Here is a 21,078-nt window from a genome sequence, read left to right as displayed (position 1 = left end):
GGATAAATCTATCCGATAAATCCGATTGAGCAACCCCGGCGGGAACACGAAGATACTGCCCAGTTAAGCGTTTTCGTTCCGGGATTGTGCCATTCATGCGCTACTGCGTTTTTATTTTTTTCCTGATTTGTGTGCTCCCCGCACCGCGGGTGTGGGCTGCGCCTGCACAGCAATCATTCTCAGACTGGCAGGTGACCTGCAATAACCAGAATTTTTGCCTGGCACGCAACACCGGTGAACACCGTGGTCTGGTGATGACGCTTAGCCGCAGCGCTGGCGCGAAAACCGATGCCTCGTTACGTATCGATCTCGGCGGTCTTTCAGACCCGTCTGTCAAAGAGCCTGCAATTGCGCCGCGCCTGCTGCTTGATGGGGTGCCCGTGACGTTGGAGCGTCAGCACTGGCAGTTAACGCCATGGCATCTGAAAACGGACGATGCTGCGACCATCACTGCATTTCTTAAGCATATCCAGGAAGGGAAAGCGCTAACCCTGCGTGATGGCAAGCAGGCGATCTCCCTCAGTGGCCTGAAAGCGGCGCTGTTGTTTATCGATGCGCAGCAAAAGCGCGTCGGCAGTGAAACCGCCTGGATTAAAAAAGGTGACGATCCGCCGTTAAGCGTGCCGCCCGCACCGGCCCTGAAAAAGGTGGCGGTTGTGAATCCCACCCCGACACCGCTCTCCCACAGCGAACTGAACGATCTGCTGGATTATGGTACCTGGCGGATGAATAACAGCCAGTGCTCGCTCGACCCCAACCGTCGGGAAGTGCGCGTCACTGCGCTTACCGATGACAAAGCGCTGCTGATCGTCAGTTGCGAAGCGGGGGCCTATAACACCGTCGATCTGGCCTGGCTGGTATCACGTAAAAAACCGTTTTCTTCCCGTAGCGTCAGGCTGCGTCTGCCGTTTACGCCGTCCAGCGGTAGCAGTGAAATGGAGTTAATGAACGCTCGCTTTGATGAGAAAACGCGTGAGTTGACCACCCTGGCGTTAGGGCGGGGGATTGCCGACTGCGGTATCCAGACGCGCTGGCGCTTTGACGGCCAGCGCTTCCGTCTGGTGCGTTATGCCGAGGAGCCCAGCTGCGATAACTGGAATGGGCCAGATGCCTGGCCCACGTTGTGGATCACACGCTAGTTTTGCCGGGTGGCGGCTACGCCTTACCCGGCCCACGTTTCGAACCATGTAGGCCCGGTAAGCGTAGCGCCACCGGGCACGCAGGCCGCACTAAAGCACGCTTAACGCCTTCTCAACGACGTTCTCAACGGTAAAACCGAAATACGGGAACAGCTTGTCGGCCGGCGCCGATTCACCGTATCCCCGCATGCCGACAATGGCCCCTTTCAGCCCGACATATTTGTACCAGTAGTCGGCAATACCCGCCTCAACCGCCACGCGGGCCGTCACGCTGGATGGCAGGACCGATTCACGATATGCCTCATCCTGCGCGTCAAAGATGTCGGTTGAAGGCAGGGAAACCACGCGTACCGCGTGACCTTCGGCAGTCAGCTTCTCCGCCGCTTTGACGGTAATCTCCACCTCGGAACCGGTGGCAATCAGGATCACATCCGGCTTGCCGCCGCTGTCCTTCAGAATGTAACCGCCGCGGGCAATGCCTTTCACCTGCTCCGGCGTGCGCTCAATCTGCGCCAGGTTCTGACGTGACAGGATCAGCGCCGTCGGTCCGTTATGGCGCTCTACTGCCAGCTTCCAGCCCACCGCGGCCTCGACCTGATCGCACGGACGCCAGGTACTGAAGTTTGGCGTCAGGCGCAGGCTCGCCAGCTGTTCAACGGCCTGGTGGGTTGGCCCGTCTTCCCCAAGCCCGATGGAGTCATGGGTGTAAACCATAATCTGCCGCGCTTTCATCAGAGCCGCCATGCGTGCGGCGTTACGGGCGTATTCCACAAACATCAGGAAGGTGGCGGTGTAGGGGACAAATCCCCCGTGATGAGCGATACCGTTGGCAATGGCGGTCATGCCGAACTCGCGTACGCCATAGTGAATATAGTTTCCGGCGATATCCTCTTTCAGCGATGTCGAGCCAGACCAGATGGTCAGGTTGCTGGGGGCCAGATCCGCCGAGCCGCCCAGCAGCTCAGGCAGGATTGGGCCAATCGCATTCAGGGTGTTTTGCGACGCCTTACGGGTGGCGATTTTGGCCGGGTTAGATTGCAGGTTTTCAATCAGCGCCTGCGTTTTCTCTTCCCAGTCCTCCGGTAGCCCTCCGCTCATGCGGCGGGTGAATTCGGCCGCCAGCTCCGGGTAGGCCTTTTTGTAGGCGGCAAATTTCTCGTTCCAGGCGTGCTGGGCCTTTTCACCCTCTTCACGGGCATCCCATGCGCGGTAAATCTCTTTCGGAATTTCGAACGGCGGATATTTCCAGCCCAGTTTCTGCCGGGTCAGCGCCACTTCCTCATCACCCAGCGCCGCACCGTGCGCCTCTTCTTTACCTGCTTTGTTCGGCGAACCAAAGCCGATAACCGTGCGGCAGATAATCAGCGACGGTTTGTCCTTCACGCTTTGCGCTTCCTGAATTGCTTTTTTCACCGCCTCGGGATCGTGGCCGTCAATTTCATGCACCACATGCCAGTGGTAGGCTTCAAACCGTTTTGCCGTGTCGTCGGTAAACCAGCCCTCGGTTTCCCCGTCTATGGAGATGCCGTTGTGGTCATAGAAGCCAATCAGCTTGCCCAGCCCCAGCGTGCCCGCGAGCGAACAGACCTCATGGGAGATCCCCTCCATCAGACAGCCGTCACCCATAAAGACGTAAGTGTAGTGATCGACGATGTCATGCCCCGGCTGGTTAAACTGCGCACCCAGCGTGCGTTCCGCGATGGCCAGCCCAACGGCGTTGGCTAAACCCTGTCCCAGCGGCCCGGTGGTGGTTTCCACCCCTGGCGTATAGCCAATCTCCGGGTGGCCGGGGGTTTTCGAATGCAGCTGGCGGAAGTTTTTCAACTCTTCGAGCGGCAGATCGTAGCCGGACAAATGCAGCAGGCTGTAGAGCAGCATCGACGCGTGGCCGTTAGAGAGAATAAAACGGTCGCGATCGTACCAGGTGGGGTCGTTAGGGTTGTGCTTCAGGAAGTCATTCCACAACACTTCGGCAATATCTGCCATGCCCATTGGTGCGCCAGGGTGGCCGGAATTGGCTTTTTGCACGGCATCCATGCTGAGGGCGCGAATGGCATTGGCTAACTCTTTACGGGACATAGTTCACTCCGTGGCAAGGTTAAAGTTTGGCGGCGAGAAGATCTTCAAGTTTGCGCTGGTCGACGGCGAACTGGCGGATGCCGTCCGCCAGTTTTTCCACGGCCATTGGGTCCTGATTGTGCTCCCAGCGGAATTCCGCTTCGGTCATGGCTTTCGGTTTGGGCAGTACGGTGGAGGTCGGCACCAGTTTACGGATCACCGTCTCTTCTTTGTCCTGCAGCTTTTTCAGCAGGTCAGGGGAGATGGTCAGGCGGTCACACCCAGCCAGCGCCAGGATCTGCTCGGTGCGGCGGAAGCTGGCCCCCATTACGATGGTCTCGTAGCGGTGCTGCTTGTAATAGTCGTAGATATTACGTACCGACTTCACGCCCGGGTCTTCCTCCACCACGTACGGATCCATCGGCTGTTTTGCCTGATACCAGTCGTAGATGCGCCCGACGAATGGTGAGATCAGGAATACGCCCGCTTCGGCACAGGCGCGCGCCTGCGCAAACGAGAACAGCAGCGTCAGGTTGCAGTGGATCCCCTCTTTTTCCAGCACTTCCGCCGCGCGGATGCCTTCCCAGGTGGAGGCGAGCTTAATCAGAATGCGTGATTTGTCGATCCCCTGCTCCTGGTAGAGTTCGACGAGGCGGCGGGCTTTATTGATGCTCTTCTCTTTATCGAAGGAGAGGCGGGCGTCGACTTCGGTGGAGACGCGCCCCGGGATGCTTTTCAGAATTTCCGCACCGAAATTAACCGCCAGCTTGTCACTGGCTTCGGCAACCTGTTGTTCCTGGGTTTTGCCGCGCTGTTTGCCATAGGTAATGGCGTCATCAATCAGATGACTAAAATGGGAAAGCCCTGCCGCTTTGAGCAGCAGCGACGGGTTGGTGGTTGCGTCTTCAGGCTGGTAGTGCCGAATCGACTCGATATCGCCGCTGTCTGCAACCACGGTAGTGAATTGTTTGATGCCGTCAAGTTGGTTCATAAGTCATGACTCCTTGAAAATAAAAGCGTTAGACGAGTGCGTTAGTTCACACTTCTGGAAAAATCATGATGGACTTAACAAAAAAGCATAGCAGACGGGGGAGGCATTGCTTTTGAGACGGGTAACATGGCTGTTATAAATTGATAACAATTTTTAATGTGTGATGGTGAGAGTTTGGCAGCCTTCAAAGTTTATGCGGCAGCCTGCGGCGATACTATCTGACCGATACGTAAAAGGAATAACAAGATGGACGATCAGTTAAAACAGAGTGCCCTCGATTTTCACGAGTTTCCTGTCCCGGGTAAAATTCAGGTCTCCCCGACAAAACCGCTGGCAACCCAGCGCGACCTGGCGCTGGCCTACTCGCCGGGCGTGGCGGCACCGTGTCTCGAAATTGAAAAAGATCCGCTGGCCGCTTACAAATATACCGCGCGCGGCAACCTGGTCGCCGTGATCTCTAACGGTACGGCGGTGCTGGGCCTGGGCAACATTGGTGCGCTGGCCGGTAAGCCTGTGATGGAAGGAAAGGGCGTTCTGTTCAAGAAATTCGCCGGTATCGACGTGTTTGATATCGAAGTGGACGAACACGATCCCGATAAATTCATCAACGTCGTGGCGGCGCTGGAGCCGACCTTTGGCGGTATTAACCTCGAAGACATCAAAGCGCCGGAATGTTTCTACATTGAGCAGAAACTGCGTGAACGTATGAACATTCCCGTGTTCCATGATGACCAGCACGGGACGGCGATTATCAGCACCGCCGCCATTCTTAACGGCCTGCGCGTGGTGGAGAAAAATCTTTCTGACGTGCGCATGGTAGTTTCCGGCGCGGGTGCGGCGGCCATTGCCTGTATGAACCTGCTGGTGGCGCTCGGGATGCAGAAACACAACATTGTGGTCTGCGACTCCAAAGGCGTGATCTACAAAGACCGCGAACCGAACATGGCGGAAACCAAAGCAGCCTACGCGGTGGACGACGACGGCAAGCGTACGCTTGAGGATGTCATTGACGGCGCGGATATCTTCCTGGGCTGTTCAGGCCCGAAAGTGCTGACCCAGGAGATGGTGAAGAAGATGGCGCGTGCGCCAATGATTCTGGCGCTGGCGAACCCCGAGCCGGAAATCCTGCCGCCGCTGGCGAAAGCGGTGCGTGAAGATGCCATCATCTGTACCGGTCGCTCCGACTACCCGAACCAGGTGAACAACGTGCTCTGCTTCCCGTTCATCTTCCGTGGGGCGCTGGACGTAGGTGCGACGGCCATTAACGAAGAGATGAAGCTCGCGGCGGTGCACGCCATTGCGGAACTGGCACACGCCGAGCAGAGCGAAGTGGTTGCTTCAGCCTATGGCGATCAGGATCTGAGCTTTGGCCCGGACTACATCATTCCAAAACCGTTCGACCCGCGTCTGATTGTCAAAATCGCGCCAGCGGTTGCGAAAGCGGCGATGGACTCCGGCGTGGCGACGCGCCCGATAACCGATTTCGATGCTTACGTGGATAAGCTCACCGAGTTTGTTTACAAAACTAACCTGTTTATGAAGCCGATTTTCTCTCAGGCTCGTGCCGACGCGAAGCGGGTGGTGCTGGCGGAAGGGGAAGAGGCGCGCGTGCTCCATGCCACGCAGGAGCTGATCACCTTAGGGCTGGCGAAGCCGATCCTGATTGGCCGCCCGAGCGTTATAGAGATGCGTATCCAGAAGCTGGGCCTGCAGATCAAACCGGGCGTTGATTTTGAGATCGTCAACAATGAATCCGACCCGCGCTTTAAAGAGTACTGGAGCGAATACTACGCGATCATGAAACGTCGCGGGATCACTCAGGAGCAGGCGCAGCGGGCGGTGATCAGCAACACCACGGTGATTGGCGCAATCATGGTTCATCGCGGCGAGGCGGATGCGCTGATCTGCGGCACCATCGGTGATTACCACGAGCACTTCAGCGTAGTGCAGGAGATCTTCGGCTATCGCGACGGGGTGCACACGGCCGGTGCGATGAACGCGCTGCTGCTGCCAAGCGGTAACACCTTTATCGCCGATACCTACGTCAACGACGATCCAACCCCGGACGAGCTGGCGGAGATCACCGTGATGGCGGCTGAAACCGTGCGTCGCTTTGGTATCGAACCGAAGGTGGCGCTGCTGTCGCACTCTAACTTCGGCTCCTCTAAATCTGCGGCGGCCTGCAAAATGCGACAGACGCTGGAGCTGGTTCGCGAGCGCGCACCGGAGCTGATGATTGACGGTGAGATGCACGGCGACGCCGCGCTGGTGGAGAGCATCCGCAATGAACGTATGCCAGACAGCCCGCTGAAAGGCTCAGCGAATATCCTGATTATGCCAAACGTGGAAGCGGCGCGTATCAGCTACAACCTGCTGCGCGTCTCGAGCTCTGAAGGGGTGACCGTGGGGCCGGTGCTGATGGGTGTGGCAAAACCGGTGCATGTGTTAACGCCAATTGCGTCTGTACGCCGTATCGTGAATATGGTGGCGCTGGCGGTGGTTGAGGCGCAGACGCAGCCGCTGTAAGCGCGTGGTGTCGGGTGGCGCGTTCGCTTACCCGACCTACGGGTTGACCAGGACGGATAAGCGCAGCGCCATCCGGCAGTTAAACCCAGTCCCGAACCTTAATAAACTCACTCAAGGCAGCCTCGGGGCTGCCTTCTTTTGGCTCGTAGCAGTACTCCCAGCGCACCAGCGGCGGCATCGACATCAGAATCGACTCCGTGCGCCCGCCGGTTTGCAGGCCAAACAGCGTCCCGCGATCCCATACCAGGTTAAACTCCACGTAGCGCCCGCGACGGTAAAGCTGGAACTCGCGTTCGCGCACGCCGTAGTCGGTGTTTTTACGCCGTTCAACAATGGGCAGATAAGCGTCGGTATAGCCTTCGCCCACCGTACGCATAAAGCTGAACGCGGTATCAAAATCAGGCGTGTTCAGATCGTCAAAGAACAGCCCGCCAATGCCGCGTTGTTCGTCGCGGTGTTTGAGGTAAAAGTAGTCGTCGCACCACTTTTTGTATTTCGGGTAAACGTCTTCGCCAAACGGCAGGCAGAGATCGCGTGCGGTCGTATGCCAGTGCACGGCATCCTCTTCAAAGCCGTAGTAGGGGGTCATGTCGAAACCGCCCCCAAACCACCAGACCGGATCGGCCCCCGGTTTTTCCGCAATGAAAAAACGCACGTTGGCGTGGCTGGTTGGCACAAACGGGTTGTGCGGGTGTACCACCAGCGAAACGCCCATCGCCTGGAAGCTGCGGCCTGCCAGTTCAGGACGATGCGCCGTTGCAGAAGCGGGCATGGCTTCCCCGTAAACGTGGGAAAAATTGACGCCTGCCTGTTCAAAGATCCCGCCGTTTCGCAACACACGGCTACGCCCGCCGCCGCCGGCCTCTCGCTGCCAGTTATCTTCCTGAAAATTACCGCCGTCTGCAGCGGCCAGTTTCTGGCAAATCTCATCCTGCAACTGCAGCAGGAAGGTTTTTACCCGCTTTGCATTCGGTTTCATTAACGTTTCCTGGAGTGCGCTTTTTGATTATCGAACCAGTTAAAGTAACTGATGATGCCGGAGGCGATGGCATTGGCGATTTTCTGACGAAACGCCGCGGTACCAAGCAGACGCTCTTCTTCCGGGTTAGTGATGAAAGAGGTCTCCACCAGCACGGACGGAATCGACGGTGATTTCAGCACCACGAACGCGGCCTGCTCCGTGCTCTTGCTGTGCAGACGGTGCACCGGCTTAATCCGTTTGAGGATATGCGAGCCCAACGTCAGACTGTTTTTGATGGTATCGGTCTGCACGAGGTCGAACAGCACCTGCTGTAACAGGTGATCTTTATCGGTGGCCTTCTTCCCGGCGACTTCATCCGCACGGTTTTCACGGTCGGAGAGGTATTTCGCCATGGCGCTACTGGCGCCGCGATTGGAGAGGGCAAACACCGACGCGCCCGCGGCGGAAGGGTTTGTAAAGCCATCCGCGTGAATGGACATAAAGAGATCGGCACCATGCTTATGGGCAATTTCCACGCGGTCATACAGCGGAATAAAGGTATCGCCCGTGCGCGTCAGGCGGGCGTCAATGCCGTTGCTGCGTAAAATCGATCGCACATTTTTTGCAATTGCCAGCACGACGTGTTTTTCTTTTGACCCGTTTTTGCCAATGGCGCCGGTATCAATGCCGCCGTGACCCGGGTCGAGCATGACCAGACGCTTCGCGCCTGGTTTTTTGGCTTTGGGTTTGCTGTGTCCGTTACTGGTTTTAAGCGTGCTCTCTTCTTTTGCCTGAGCCTGCTGTGCGATGCCCGTTAACGTTAAGGCCGCCAGCCCCGCTTTGAGAACCTGACGACGCGATGTGAGTGCTTTTAATGGTTTGAATGTGCTCATGCGGCCTGAATAGTAAAAATTGCGGTCCTGGTGTTATATCGTATCGCGTTTAGCGTTACGACAGTCCTTATTGAGAATTGTTTTACTTTTCATTTCAATACGTGACAAAGTGACATTATGCCAAATTTTGGCGAGATTTTCCCCGGTTATTGGCTAAATGCCCTGTTCGCGCCATAATCACTGTTTTTAAACCCGAAAAGGCGGTTAATACCATGGAGATACGCGTTTTTCGCCAGGAAGATTTCGAAGAGGTGATCACCCTTTGGGAGCGCTGCGATTTGCTGCGTCCGTGGAACGATCCAGAGATGGACATTGAGCGTAAGCTGAATCACGACGTCAGTCTGTTTCTGGTGGCGGAAGTGAACGGCGAAGTGGTGGGCACGGTGATGGGCGGTTACGACGGCCATCGCGGCTCTGCTTATTATCTGGGCGTTCACCCGGAATACCGGGGGCGCGGCATTGCCAATGCGCTGCTCAATCGTCTTGAGAAAAAACTGATCGCTCGCGGTTGCCCGAAAATTCAGATCATGGTGCGCGAAGATAACGATGTGGTGCTGGGCATGTATGAACGTCTGGGCTATGAACACGCTGACGTGCTGAGCTTAGGTAAGCGTCTGATCGAAGATGAAGAGTATTGAGATCCACCCGGCAGATTACGACGCGCAGGGGCGTGTCAGGCTGCCTTTCTTATTCTGGTGCGTACTGCTGCTGCAGGCCCGCACCTGGGTTCTGTTTGTCATGGCCGCCGCGTCCCGCGGGCAGGGCGATACATTACTGACGCTCTTTTATCCCGATCACGACGCCTTTTGGCTCGGCCTGTTACCGGGCGTACCGGCGGTGGTGACGTTTTTGTGCAGCGGCCGACGACAGGCGATCCCACGGCTTTGGCGTGCGCTTCGCTGGCTGCTGATCCTGGCCCAGATTGCGCTGCTCTGCTGGCAGCCTGTGCTCTGGTGGTACGGTGAACCGCTTACGGGCATCGGCATTGCGCTGGTGGTGGCCGATATCGTGGCGCTGCTGTGGCTGCTGACTAACCCCCGCTTACGCGCCTGTTTTACGCATGAGTCAGATTAACGCGGCACTTTTTGCCGATGCTGCACTCCAACAAGCGTTGATTTAACACGTAAGGACGTTTCAATGAAATCGCTGCGTTTACTTTTATGCGCTCTCCCGCTGGCGTTAACCGGCTGTTCAACGCTCTCCTCCATTAACTGGTCGGCCGCTTATCCGTGGAACTGGTTTGGCTCTTCGCTGGAAGTGACCGAGCAGGGCGTGGGCAACATTACCGCCGCGACGGCGCTGGATCAGGACGCGCTTCAGGCGGCCCTGAGCAGCGACTATCGTCTGCGCAGCGGCATGAAAACTGAAAACGGCACTATCGTGCGTTACTTCGAAGCGCTGAAAGGAGACAAACTGGCGCTGGTGATTAACGGCGATAAAGGCACGGTAAACCGTATTGCCGTGCTGGACGATGCTATCCCGACGGCGAGCGGCGTGAAGGTTGGTACGCCGTTTAGCGATCTCTATAAACAGGCTTTCGGCAATTGCGCCAGCGCGCCTTCAGACGATGGCGTGGCGGTGCAATGTAAAGCACCGGACAGCCAGCACATCAGCTATCTCTTTACCGGAACCTGGAGCGGTCCTGAAGGCTTAATGCCGTCTGACGATACGCTGAAAAACTGGAAAGTGAGCAAAATTATCTGGCAGCAGTAATTTGCGCCTGAACAATCCGTCTCGCTGAAATCCGGGTATAATACCCGCCATCAATGCCACGTTGTCGTGGCATCTTTATTTCAGGAGGAGCGATGTCTCAGGTTCAGAGTGGCATTTTGCCAGAACATTGCCGCGCGGCGATTTGGATTGAAGCCAATGTGAAAGGGGATGTGGATGCCCTGCGTGCGGCCAGCAAAGTCTTTGTGGATAAACTGGCCACCTTCCAGGCCAAATTCCCGGATGCCCATCTGGGCGCCGTGGTGGCCTTTGGCAATAACGTCTGGCGTCAGCTGAGCGGTGGCGAAGGGGCGGAAGAGCTCAAAGACTTTATCCCTTACGGCAAAGGTCTGGCACCGGCAACCCAGTACGACGTGTTGATCCATATTCTCTCTCTGCGCCACGACGTGAACTTCTCCGTTGCTCAGGCGGCGGTAGCGGCGTTTGGTGACAGCATTGACGTTCAGGAAGAAGTCCACGGTTTCCGCTGGGTGGAAGAGCGCGACCTGAGCGGCTTTGTCGACGGGACGGAAAACCCGGCAGGTGAAGAGACGCGCCGTGAAGTGGCGGTGATCAAGGATGGCGTGGATGCCGGCGGCAGCTACGTATTTGTTCAGCGCTGGGAGCATAACCTTAAGCAACTTAACCGCATGAGTGTGCAGGACCAGGAGATGATGATTGGCCGTACCAAAGAGGCCAACGAAGAGATCGACGGCGATGTACGCCCGGTGACCTCTCACCTGAGCCGCGTTGACCTCAAGGAAGACGGTAAAGGGCTGAAGATTGTTCGCCAGAGCCTGCCGTATGGCACCGCAAGCGGAACCCATGGCCTTTATTTCTGCGCCTACTGCGCGCGTCTGTACAATATTGAGCAACAGCTGCTGAGCATGTTCGGCGATACCGACGGCAAGCGTGACGCCATGCTGCGCTTCACCAAACCGGTCACCGGCGGCTACTACTTCGCACCGTCCATTGAGCGTCTGCTGGCGCTGTAATTCCCTTCCTCCCTCTCCCTTTGGGAGAGGGTTGGGGTGAGAGCAACAGGCCACACCCTTATTCCCTTTTCTGCTTGTAAATCACCAAACGGTATATAAAACCGTTACTCCTTTCGACCTCGTTATAAATATTATGACAATAAGATAGTCATCACATTTATAAGGGTGCGCAATGGCCGTTACTGTACTGAAAAAAGGATCCCTGGCACTGGCAGGTTTACTGCTGGTGGCACAGGCGCAGGCGACTGAGCTGCTGAACAGTTCATATGACGTCTCCCGCGAGCTGTTTGCCGCCCTTAACCCGCCGTTTGAGCAGCAGTGGGCGAAAGACAATAACGGCGACAAGCTGACCATTAAACAGTCTCACGCCGGTTCGTCCAAACAGGCGCTGGCGATCCTCCAGGGGCTGAAAGCGGACGTGGTGACCTATAACCAGGTGACCGATGTGCAGATCCTGCATGACAAAGGCAAGCTCATCCCGGCCGACTGGCAGAGCCGTTTACCAAACAACAGCTCGCCGTTCTACTCCACCATGGGCTTCCTGGTGCGTAAAGGCAATCCGAAGAATATCCACGACTGGAGCGATCTGGTTCGTTCTGACGTAAAGCTGATTTTCCCGAACCCTAAAACTTCCGGTAATGCGCGTTATACCTGGCTGGCGGCGTGGGGTGCAGCGGACAAAGCAGACGGTAACGATAAAGCCAAAACCGAGCAGTTCATGACCCAGTTCCTGAAAAACGTCGAAGTGTTTGATACCGGCGGTCGCGGAGCAACCACGACTTTCGCAGAACGCGGTCTGGGCGATGTGCTGATTAGCTTTGAATCGGAAGTGAATAACATCCGCAAACAGTATGAAGCGCAGGGCTTTGAAGTCGTTATCCCGAAAACCAACATCCTGGCCGAGTTCCCGGTGGCGCGGGTGGATAAAAACGTGCAGGCAAACGGCACTGAGAAAGCGGCAAAAGCCTATCTCAACTACCTGTACAGCCCACAGGCGCAGACCATCATTACCGATTACTACTATCGCGTGAACAACCCTGACGTGATGAACAAACTGAAAGATAAATTCCCCCAGACCGCGCTGTTCCGCGTGGAGGATCATTTCGGCTCCTGGCCTGAGGTGATGAAAACGCATTTTGCCAGCGGCGGTGAATTAGACAAATTGCTGGCGGCGGGGCGTAAGTAATGTTTGCCCTCTCGACTAAACGCGTGCTGCCGGGGTTTACCTTAAGCCTCGGAACCAGCCTGCTGTTCGTCTGCCTGATTTTGTTGTTGCCGCTCAGCGCGCTGGTGATGCAGCTTGCGCAGATGAGCTGGTCCCAGTACTGGGAAGTGGTCACCAACCCACAGGTCGTTGCGGCCTATAAAGTGACGCTGCTGTCGGCGTTTCTGGCCTCGCTTTTTAACGGCGTGTTTGGCCTGCTGATGGCGTGGATTTTAACCCGCTATCGTTTTCCGGGCCGCACGCTGCTCGACGCGTTGATGGATTTACCGTTCGCACTGCCGACGGCCGTTGCCGGTTTAACGCTGGCGTCACTTTTCTCTGTAAACGGTCTGTACGGCGAGTGGCTGGCGAAGTTTGACATCAAAGTGACCTATACCTGGCTCGGTATCGCGGTGGCGATGGCCTTTACCAGCATTCCGTTCGTGGTGCGTACCGTACAGCCGGTGCTGGAAGAGTTAGGCCCGGAATATGAAGAGGCGGCAGAAACGCTGGGGGCTACACGCTGGCAGAGCTTCCGTAAAGTTGTCCTGCCTGAGCTTTCGCCTGCGCTGATGGCGGGAGTGGCGCTGTCGTTTACCCGTAGCCTCGGCGAGTTCGGTGCGGTCATTTTTATCGCCGGTAATATTGCGTGGAAAACGGAAGTGACGTCGCTGATGATTTTTATCCGTTTGCAGGAGTTTGATTACCCGGCAGCGAGCGCCATTGCCTCGGTCATTCTTGCCGCATCGTTGCTGCTGCTCTACACAATCAACACTCTGCAAAGTCGCTTTGGTCGACGTGTGGTAGGTCACTGATGGCGGAAGTTACTCAATTGAAGCGATACGATGCGCCCCGCATCAACTGGGGTAAATGGTTTTTGATTGGTACGGGCGTGCTGGTTTCTGCTCTCATCCTCGTGGTACCGACAATCTATATTTTCGTGCAGGCGTTCAGCAAAGGGATTATGCCCGCGCTGGAAAACCTGGCGGACCCGGATATGCTGCACGCCATTTGGCTGACGGTGCTGATTGCGCTGATCACCGTGCCGGTCAACCTGGTATTCGGTACGCTGCTGGCCTGGCTGGTGACGCGCTTTACCTTCCCGGGGCGTCAGATGCTGCTGACGCTGCTGGATATCCCGTTCGCCGTCTCACCGGTGGTGGCGGGTCTGGTTTACCTGCTCTTTTACGGCTCTAACGGCCCGCTCGGTGGCTGGCTGGATGAGCACAACCTGCAGGTGATGTTTGCCTGGCCGGGTATGGTGCTGGTGACTATCTTTGTAACCTGTCCGTTTGTGGTACGCGAACTGGTACCGGTGATGTTAAGCCAGGGGAACAACGAAGACGAAGCGGCTGTGCTGCTGGGCGCGTCAGGCTGGCAGATGTTCCGCCGCGTCACGCTGCCGAATATTCGCTGGGCACTGCTCTATGGGGTGGTGCTGACCAACGCCCGCGCAATTGGCGAGTTTGGGGCGGTGTCGGTTGTATCCGGTTCCATTCGAGGTGAAACCCTGTCGCTGCCGTTACAGATTGAACTGCTGCAGCAGGACTACAACACCATCGGCTCCTTTACCGCCGCAGCGTTGCTGACGCTGATGGCTATTTTGACCCTGTTTTTGAAGAGTGTGGTGCAGTGGCGTTTAGAAAATCAGGAAAAACGTCAGCATCAGGAGGGAAATCATGAGCATTGAGATTGCCAATATTAAGAAGTCTTTTGGTCGCACCCAGGTGCTGAATGATATCTCGCTGGATATCCCTTCCGGACAAATGGTGGCGCTGCTGGGGCCGTCTGGCTCGGGTAAAACCACGCTGCTGCGTATCATCGCCGGTCTTGAACATCAGACCAGCGGACATATCCGTTTTCACGGCACCGACGTGAGCCGCCTGCATGCCCGCGATCGTAAAGTCGGCTTCGTGTTCCAGCATTACGCGCTGTTTCGCCACATGACGGTGTTCGACAACATTGCGTTTGGCCTGACCGTGCTGCCGCGTCGCGAACGCCCGGATGCGGCTACCATCAAAGCGAAAGTGACCAAACTGCTGGAAATGGTGCAGCTGGCCCACCTGGCTGACCGTTTCCCGGCGCAGCTTTCGGGCGGCCAGAAACAGCGTGTCGCACTGGCGCGCGCGCTGGCCGTGGAGCCACAAATACTGCTGCTTGATGAGCCGTTTGGGGCGCTGGATGCGCAGGTGCGTAAAGAGCTGCGCCGCTGGCTGCGTCAGCTGCATGAAGAGCTGAAGTTCACCAGCGTCTTCGTCACCCACGACCAGGAAGAGGCGATGGAAGTCGCGGACCGCGTGGTGGTCATGAGCCAGGGGAACATCGAACAGGTGGACGAGCCAGAGCAGCTCTGGCGTGAACCTGCCACCCGTTTTGTCCTGGAATTTATGGGCGAAGTTAACCGTCTGCAGGGCACCGTACGCGGCGGACAATTCCACGTCGGGGCACACCGCTGGCCGCTGGGATACACGCCTGCCCATCAGGGGCCGGTGGATCTGTTCCTGCGCCCGTGGGAAGTGGATGTCAGCCGTCGTACCAGCCTGGATTCACCGCTTCCGGTGCAGGTACTGGAAGCTAGCCCTAAAGGTCACTACACACAAATGGTGGTACAACCGCTGGGCTGGTATACCGAGCCGCTGACGGTGGTAATGCGCGATGAAGAGGCGCCACACCGGGGTGAACGCCTGTTTGTGGGGCTGCAGCATGCCCGTATTTATCACGGTAACCAGCGCATCGAGACGCGCGAGGATATTGCTCTGGCGGAGTCAGCCTGATAGGTTATTAGGATGTTTATCGCCCGGTGGCGCTGCGCTGACCGGGCCTACAGCTAAAACTGCGTCTTGTAGGCCGGGTAAGCGAAGCGCCACCCGGCTTTTTTATTGAGTAAAAATCGTGAATACACTCGAACACACCATCGGCAACACTCCACTGGTCAAGCTTCAGCGCATGGGGCCTGACAACGGCAGCGAAATCTGGGTCAAACTCGAAGGCAATAACCCGGCGGGGTCAGTCAAAGACCGCGCGGCGCTGTCGATGATTGTCCAGGCTGAGAAGCGCGGTGAAATTAAGCCAGGCGACGTGCTCATTGAGGCCACCAGCGGGAATACCGGCATTGCGCTGGCGATGATTGCCGCGCTGAAAGGCTACCGCATGAAGCTGCTGATGCCGGACAACATGAGTCAGGAGCGCCGCGCCGCGATGCGGGCTTACGGTGCTGAACTGATACTGGTGACCAAAGAGCAGGGGATGGAAGGGGCGCGCGACCTGGCGCTGGCGATGGCTGAGCGCGGTGAAGGCAAACTGCTGGATCAATTCAATAATCCGGATAATCCCTACGCCCACTACACAACCACTGGCCCGGAAATCTGGCAGCAAACCGACGGGCGTATCACCCATTTTGTCTCCAGCATGGGCACCACCGGCACCATCACCGGCGTGTCGCGTTTTCTGCGCGAGCAGGAAAAACCGGTCGCCATTGTCGGCCTGCAGCCGGAAGAGGGGAGCAGCATTCCGGGTATTCGTCGCTGGCCTGCGGAATACATGCCGGGCATTTTTAATGCTCAGCTGGTGGATCAGGTGCTGGATATTCATCAGCGCGAGGCGGAAAATACCATGCGCGAGCTGGCGGTACGCGAAGGCATCTTCTGCGGGGTCAGTTCGGGTGGCGCGGTAGCAGGCGCGATGCGTGTGGCGCAGGAGAACCCTGGTGCAGTGGTGGTGGCGATTATCTGCGACCGCGGCGATCGTTATCTGTCTACCGGCGTCTTTGGCGAAGAGAGTTATTCGCAGGGGGCGGGGATTTAAGCGTCATGGAGATGATTTTATTCCGGGATAAGACCCGGGCGCAGCAAACCGATATTGTCGCGGTGCAGTCGCAGGTGGTGTACGGCAGCGTGGGGAACAGCATTGCGGTACCCAATATTCGTACCCACCGGCTTAACGTGACCGCCGTGCCGACGGTGCTGTTCAGCAACACGCCGCACTATGACACCTTTTACGGCGGGGTGATCCCCGATGAGTGGTTCAGCGGCTACCTGAAGGCGCTGGAAGAGCGCGAGATCCTGCGCGAGCTTAAGGCGGTCACCACGGGCTACATGGGCAGCGCCAGCCAGATTGTTCTGCTGGCGCAGTGGCTGAAGACGATCAAAGTGCAACACCCGGAGCTGCTGGTGCTGGTTGACCCGGTGATCGGGGATATCGACAGCGGTATGTACGTTAAACCTGATATTCCTGAGGCGTATCGTGAGCATCTGCTGCCGCTGGCGCAGGGCATTACGCCCAACGTATTCGAACTGGAAGTGTTAAGCGGTAAACCGTGCCGCACGCCAGAGAGCGCCATCGCCGCCGCGCAGGGGCTGCTTTCCGATACGCTGAAATGGGTGGCGATAACCAGTGCGCCAGTGGCCGACGACCCGCAGAATATTCACGTCGTGCTGGTGAGTAAAGAGGGCGTTACCGTAAGCGCCCACCCGCGCGTCGAGACCGATCTGAAAGGAACGGGCGATCTGTTCTGTTCAGAACTGGTCAGCGGTATCGTGGGGGGGAAAACCGTTGCTGACGCCATACGCATGGCAGGCGATCGGGTGACTGACGTCATGATCTATACGCAGTCGAAAGGTTACGACGAGCTTATCCTCCCCGCATAAACAAAAATGGCGCCCGAAGGCGCCATTTTTCTGTGCGGCAAGAATTACTTCTTGATGCGGATAACCGGGGTTTCACCCACGGTGACGCTGCCAGACAGTTTGATCAGCTCTTTGATTTCGTCCATGTTGGAGATAACAACCGGCGTCAGGGTAGACTTGGCTTTTTCTTCCAGCAGTGGCAGATCGAATTCAATCACCGGGTCGCCAACTTTAACACGCTGGCCTTCTTCTGCGATACGTTTGAAGCCTTCGCCTTTCAGTTCAACGGTGTCGATACCGAAGTGAACGAACAGTTCGATACCGCTATCAGATTCGATAGAGAACGCATGGTTGGTTTCAAAAATTTTACCGATGGTGCCGTCAACTGGAGCAACCATTTTGTTGCCAGTTGGTTTGATAGCAATGCCATCACCAACGATTTTCTCAGCAAACACTACATCCGGCACGTCTTCGATGTTGACGATCTCGCCGGAGAGCGGAGCAACAATCTCAATAGTTCCGGAGTCTTTCTTATCATCAGAAACCAGAGATTTCAGTTTATCGAACAAACCCATGATCTTCTCCTAAGCAGTAATTTGGGCCGCATCTCGTGGATTAGCAGATTGTTTTTTCTTCAATGAACTTGTTAACCAGCGTCATTAACTCGTCCGTTGTCGGTTGAGCAAGAGCCTGCTCTGCTAACACCTTCGCATCTTCGAAGTTCGTGTTACGGATAATCTTCTTAATGCGCGGGATGGAAATGGCGCTCATAGAGAATTCGTCCAGACCCATACCCAGCAACAGAAGTGTAGCACGTTCGTCGCCTGCAAGCTCACCACACATGCCAGTCCATTTACCTTCTGCATGAGAAGCATCAATAACTTGCTTGATCAAGTTCAGTACGGACGGTGACATTGGCTGGTAGAGATGTGAAATCATATCATTACCACGGTCAACTGCCAGGGTGTACTGCGTTAAATCATTGGTGCCGATACTAAAGAAATCAACTTCTTTGGCTAAATGACGCGCAATGGTCGCGGCTGCTGGTGTTTCCACCATTACGCCGATCTCAATTGACTCGTCAAATGCTTTACCTTCGTCACGCAGTTCCTGTTTGTAGATCTCGATCTCTTTCTTCAGTGCACGCACTTCTTCAACAGAGATGATCATCGGGAACATAATGCGCAGCTTACCGAAAGCAGAGGCACGCAGAATCGCACGCACCTGGTCACGCAGGATCTCTTTACGATCCATGGCGATACGCACTGCACGCCAGCCCAGGAATGGGTTCTCTTCTTTCGGGAAGTTCATGTACGGCAGCTCTTTGTCGCCACCGATGTCCATGGTACGGACGATAACGGCCTGAGAGCCACAGGCTTCAGCCACCGCTTTGTACGCCGCAAACTGCTCTTCTTCAGTTGGCAGGGCGTCACGGTCCATGAACAGGAATTCAGTACGATACAGACCCACACCTTCCGCGCCATTGCGCTCAGCGCCATCGACGTCGCGTACGGTACCGATGTTAGCGCACACTTCTACCTGATGGCCGTCCAGCGTGATGGCTGGCAGGTCTTTCAGTTTAGCGAGTTCCGCTTTCTCGGTGGCAACCTGCTCCTGAACGGTACGCAGTTGCTCGATCACATCGTTAGTTGGGTTGACGTAAACCACGTTGTTTACGGCATCCAGAATCAGATAGTCGTCGTTTTTCACCTGAGTGGTGACGTTACCGGTACCCACGATGGCAGGCAGTTCCAGAGAACGCGCCATGATTGAGGTGTGGGAGGTACGGCCACCGGCGTCGGTGATGAAACCCAGCACCTTGTTCAGGTTCAGCTGTGCGGTTTCTGACGGGGTCAGGTCAGCGGCAACCAGGATCACTTCGTCCTGAATCGCGCTCAGATCGATGATGGCCAGACCCAGAATGTTGCGCAGCAAGCGTTTACCGATGTCACGTACGTCAGCCGCACGCTCTTTCAGGTATTCATCGTCCAGCTCTTCCAGGGCAGATGCCTGACCTTCGATAACTTCATGCGCAGCCGCGTCGGCCGTCATGCCTTTATCTTTAATCAGGGCTATGATTTCCTGCTCCAGCTCCTCATCTTCGAGCAGCATGATGTGCCCTTCGAAGATAGCTTCTTTTTCTTCACCGAAAGTTTCGCCAGCTTTAGTTTTGATTGCTTCCAGTTGCGCAGATGCCTTGGCACGACCGCTCAGAAAACGTTCAACTTCCTGATCAACCTTGTCGGCAGAAATTTTTTTCCGGTCGATGACGATCTCGTCTTCTTTCAGCAGCAATGCTTTGCCGAAAGCGATACCCGGGGATGCTAAAATGCCTGAAATCATAACCCTACCTTACTTGTGACTGATATTTAAAAGAACCCGGAAACTTACTCGAGCTCAGCCATCAGTTTTACCAGATGCTCAACTGCTTTCTGCTCGTCTTCACCTTCAGCAGAGATAGTGACAACGGTGCCCTGAGTCAGGCCCAGAGTCTGCAGTTTGAACAGGCTTTTTGCGCTAGCGCTTTTGCCGTTGGAAGTCACAGTGATTTCAGAAGTGAAGCCTTTCGCTTCTTTAACAAACTGAGCAGCAGGGCGGGTGTGCAGACCGTTCGGAGCGGTAATGGTAACTTCTTGCTGGAACATTGTATTTCCCCAACTTATAGGTTTAGTGTTGTGGAACTAAAGTCTAGCCTGGCGACTGAACTTTAGCCTGTATTGTTAGCGCTGACGTTTCGATCGTCATTAAACATTATGCAGCGAAAGCAAGACTTGAACCAAATCATAAAATCGATTCAGCAAGGGTATTTCGTTCGCTGATTAATTTCACGCATCAAAATAATTGCTGGTTTAAATACCAGACCCAACGGGGTGAATCAATGCCAGGAGGGGTAAAACTTTGAAGCAGGCCACAAAAAAGCACCTAAAAAGGTGCTTTTTTACGCGTTATTAACATGCTGGCATTACTGTTGCAGTTCTTTCTCGGTAAACAGATCGGCAAACAGTGCAGTGCTTAAGTAACGCTCACCTGACGAAGGTAGGATAACCACAATATTCTTGTTGGTAAAGGACTCATCTTCCTGAAGTTTGAGCGCCGCCGCAACGGCCGCGCCGGAAGAGATACCGGCCAGAATACCTTCTTCATCCATCAGGCGGCGTGCCGTCGAGATGGCTTCTTCGTTCGTGATCGTGACGACTTTATCGATAAGCTTCAGATCCAGGTTACCCGGAATAAAGCCTGCGCCGATACCCTGAATCTTGTGCGGGCCCGGCTTGAGCTCTTCACCCGCCAGCGCCTGGGTGATAACCGGCGAGTCGGTCGGCTCAACGGCCACGGTGATCAGGTCTTTTTTACCTTTCGTGCCTTTAATATAGCGTGACACACCGGTCAGCGTACCGCCGGTACCCACGCCGGAGATAAACACATCAACCTGGCCATCGGTATCTTCCCAGATTTCAGGCCCAGTGGTTTTCTCGTGGATTTCCGGGTTTGCCGGGTTGCTGAACTGCTGAAGCAGCAGGTATTTCGCCGGATCGCTGGCAACAATCTCTTCGGCTTTCTGAATGGCACCTTTCATGCCTTTCGCGCCTTCGGTCAACACCAGGTTTGCGCCCAGCGCTTTGAGCAGCTTGCGGCGTTCGATGCTCATGGTTTCAGGCATGGTCAGCGTCAGCTTATAGCCACGCGCCGCAGCCACATAGGCCAGCGCAATACCGGTGTTGCCGCTGGTAGGCTCCACCAGCTCAACGCCTGGCTTGAGCACGCCACGTTTTTCGGCATCCCAAATCATATTTGCACCGATACGGCATTTTACGCTGAAGCTCGGGTTGCGGGATTCGACCTTCGCCAGAATGCGTCCATTACCGATACGGTTCAGTCGAACCAGGGGCGTATGACCGATAGTCAGCGAGTTGTCTTCATAAATCTTACTCATGGCCTGTCCTTAACTGTATGAAATTGGGATACCGACCCAGCA

Annotated in this window: 20 protein-coding genes; 12 read left to right on the top strand and 8 right to left on the bottom strand. The window is 55.8% G+C overall.

Features of this window, described 5'->3' with window-relative positions; all coding sequences use genetic code 11:
- Nucleotides 1-95: 95 nt before the first annotated feature.
- Nucleotides 96-1,139 (top strand): DUF1176 domain-containing protein, encoded by a 1,044-nt coding sequence (locus ACQG22_RS16950; RefSeq protein WP_020689967.1) that lies wholly within the window; start codon nt 96-98, stop codon nt 1,137-1,139.
- Nucleotides 1,140-1,229: 90 nt separating this feature from the next.
- Here ACQG22_RS16950 and tkt read toward each other — a convergent pair whose 3' ends face one another.
- Together tkt and tal are read right to left on the bottom strand one after the other, a co-directional pair.
- Nucleotides 1,230-3,218 (bottom strand): transketolase, encoded by a 1,989-nt coding sequence (tkt, locus tag ACQG22_RS16945; protein WP_369706729.1) that lies wholly within the window; start codon nt 3,216-3,218, stop codon nt 1,230-1,232.
- Between the two features lie 19 nt (nt 3,219-3,237).
- Nucleotides 3,238-4,188, bottom strand: a complete 951-nt coding sequence (gene tal / locus ACQG22_RS16940) for a transaldolase (RefSeq protein WP_335278807.1) — start codon at nt 4,186-4,188, stop codon at nt 3,238-3,240.
- A 246-nt stretch (nt 4,189-4,434) separates the two neighbouring features.
- On the opposite strand from tal, the gene maeB reads away from it, so the two are divergent.
- Nucleotides 4,435-6,714, top strand: a complete 2,280-nt coding sequence (gene maeB / locus ACQG22_RS16935; RefSeq protein ID WP_013098212.1) for an NADP-dependent oxaloacetate-decarboxylating malate dehydrogenase — start codon at nt 4,435-4,437, stop codon at nt 6,712-6,714.
- A 79-nt stretch (nt 6,715-6,793) separates the two neighbouring features.
- Here the strand turns inward: maeB and hemF are convergent, their stop codons facing one another.
- Both hemF and amiA read right to left on the bottom strand, forming a co-directional pair.
- The gene (gene hemF, locus ACQG22_RS16930) at nt 6,794-7,693 is read right to left on the bottom strand and encodes an oxygen-dependent coproporphyrinogen oxidase (RefSeq protein ID WP_029881763.1); all 900 of its coding nucleotides are present in this window, start codon (nt 7,691-7,693) and stop codon (nt 6,794-6,796) included.
- Entirely contained in the window at nt 7,693-8,568 is an 876-nt protein-coding gene (gene amiA / locus ACQG22_RS16925) for an N-acetylmuramoyl-L-alanine amidase AmiA (RefSeq protein WP_013098210.1), read from the bottom strand. Before amiA ends, hemF begins: the two co-directional genes overlap by 1 nt.
- Nucleotides 8,569-8,780: 212 nt before the next feature.
- Here amiA and ACQG22_RS16920 point away from each other — a divergent pair, with 212 nt between their 5' ends.
- The 10 genes from ACQG22_RS16920 to pdxK all read left to right on the top strand — a co-directional run bounded on the left by ACQG22_RS16920 (nt 8,781) and on the right by pdxK (nt 17,123).
- On the top strand, nt 8,781-9,206 hold the full coding sequence (locus ACQG22_RS16920; protein ID WP_014832842.1) for a GNAT family acetyltransferase: 426 nt from the start codon (nt 8,781-8,783) through the stop codon (nt 9,204-9,206).
- Entirely contained in the window at nt 9,193-9,642 is a 450-nt protein-coding gene (locus ACQG22_RS16915; protein ID WP_014832841.1) for a DUF2919 domain-containing protein, read from the top strand. Before ACQG22_RS16920 ends, ACQG22_RS16915 begins: the two co-directional genes overlap by 14 nt.
- 63 nt (nt 9,643-9,705) lie before the next feature.
- Nucleotides 9,706-10,281, top strand: coding sequence for an RpoE-regulated lipoprotein (locus ACQG22_RS16910; RefSeq protein WP_013098207.1), 576 nt, complete (start codon nt 9,706-9,708; stop codon nt 10,279-10,281).
- Between the two features lie 92 nt (nt 10,282-10,373).
- Nucleotides 10,374-11,273, top strand: a complete 900-nt coding sequence (locus ACQG22_RS16905) for a Dyp-type peroxidase (RefSeq protein ID WP_013098206.1) — start codon at nt 10,374-10,376, stop codon at nt 11,271-11,273.
- 172 nt (nt 11,274-11,445) lie between these two features.
- On the top strand, nt 11,446-12,459 hold the full coding sequence (locus ACQG22_RS16900) for a sulfate ABC transporter substrate-binding protein (protein ID WP_369706728.1): 1,014 nt from the start codon (nt 11,446-11,448) through the stop codon (nt 12,457-12,459).
- Nucleotides 12,459-13,292, top strand: a complete 834-nt coding sequence (gene cysT, locus ACQG22_RS16895; protein WP_369706727.1) for a sulfate/thiosulfate ABC transporter permease CysT — start codon at nt 12,459-12,461, stop codon at nt 13,290-13,292. The genes ACQG22_RS16900 and cysT overlap by 1 nt, the downstream gene beginning before the upstream one ends.
- On the top strand, nt 13,292-14,167 hold the full coding sequence (gene cysW / locus ACQG22_RS16890) for a sulfate/thiosulfate ABC transporter permease CysW (protein WP_369706726.1): 876 nt from the start codon (nt 13,292-13,294) through the stop codon (nt 14,165-14,167). The genes cysT and cysW overlap by 1 nt, the downstream gene beginning before the upstream one ends.
- A complete protein-coding gene (gene cysA, locus ACQG22_RS16885) occupies nt 14,157-15,251 on the top strand; it encodes a sulfate/thiosulfate ABC transporter ATP-binding protein CysA (protein WP_013098202.1) in 1,095 nt (364 codons plus the stop codon). The genes cysW and cysA overlap by 11 nt, the downstream gene beginning before the upstream one ends.
- 118 nt (nt 15,252-15,369) lie before the next feature.
- Complete coding sequence (cysM, locus tag ACQG22_RS16880) at nt 15,370-16,281, top strand: cysteine synthase CysM (RefSeq protein WP_013098201.1); 912 nt, start codon at nt 15,370-15,372, stop codon at nt 16,279-16,281.
- 5 nt (nt 16,282-16,286) lie between these two features.
- Nucleotides 16,287-17,123 (top strand): pyridoxine/pyridoxal/pyridoxamine kinase, encoded by an 837-nt coding sequence (pdxK, locus tag ACQG22_RS16875; RefSeq protein ID WP_048972563.1) that lies wholly within the window; start codon nt 16,287-16,289, stop codon nt 17,121-17,123.
- A gap of 44 nt (nt 17,124-17,167) precedes the next feature.
- Here the strand turns inward: pdxK and crr are convergent, their stop codons facing one another.
- The 4 genes from crr to cysK form a co-directional block, all read right to left on the bottom strand.
- Entirely contained in the window at nt 17,168-17,677 is a 510-nt protein-coding gene (gene crr / locus ACQG22_RS16870; RefSeq protein WP_003861316.1) for a PTS glucose transporter subunit IIA, read from the bottom strand.
- Nucleotides 17,678-17,717: 40 nt separating this feature from the next.
- Entirely contained in the window at nt 17,718-19,445 is a 1,728-nt protein-coding gene (gene ptsI, locus ACQG22_RS16865; RefSeq protein ID WP_013098199.1) for a phosphoenolpyruvate-protein phosphotransferase PtsI, read from the bottom strand.
- 44 nt (nt 19,446-19,489) lie between these two features.
- Nucleotides 19,490-19,747 (bottom strand): phosphocarrier protein Hpr, encoded by a 258-nt coding sequence (gene ptsH / locus ACQG22_RS16860; protein ID WP_000487600.1) that lies wholly within the window; start codon nt 19,745-19,747, stop codon nt 19,490-19,492.
- Between the two features lie 317 nt (nt 19,748-20,064).
- Nucleotides 20,065-21,036 (bottom strand): cysteine synthase A, encoded by a 972-nt coding sequence (gene cysK / locus ACQG22_RS16855; protein ID WP_013098198.1) that lies wholly within the window; start codon nt 21,034-21,036, stop codon nt 20,065-20,067.
- Nucleotides 21,037-21,078 lie beyond the last annotated feature (42 nt).

Origin of the sequence: Enterobacter cloacae complex sp. 309I3, from assembly GCF_050031595.1 — a bacterium.
Taxonomy (GTDB): domain Bacteria; phylum Pseudomonadota; class Gammaproteobacteria; order Enterobacterales; family Enterobacteriaceae; genus Enterobacter; species Enterobacter cloacae.
The sequence above is the reverse complement of the archived record's forward strand: the minus strand, read 5'-3'. Positions and strand labels throughout refer to the sequence as shown.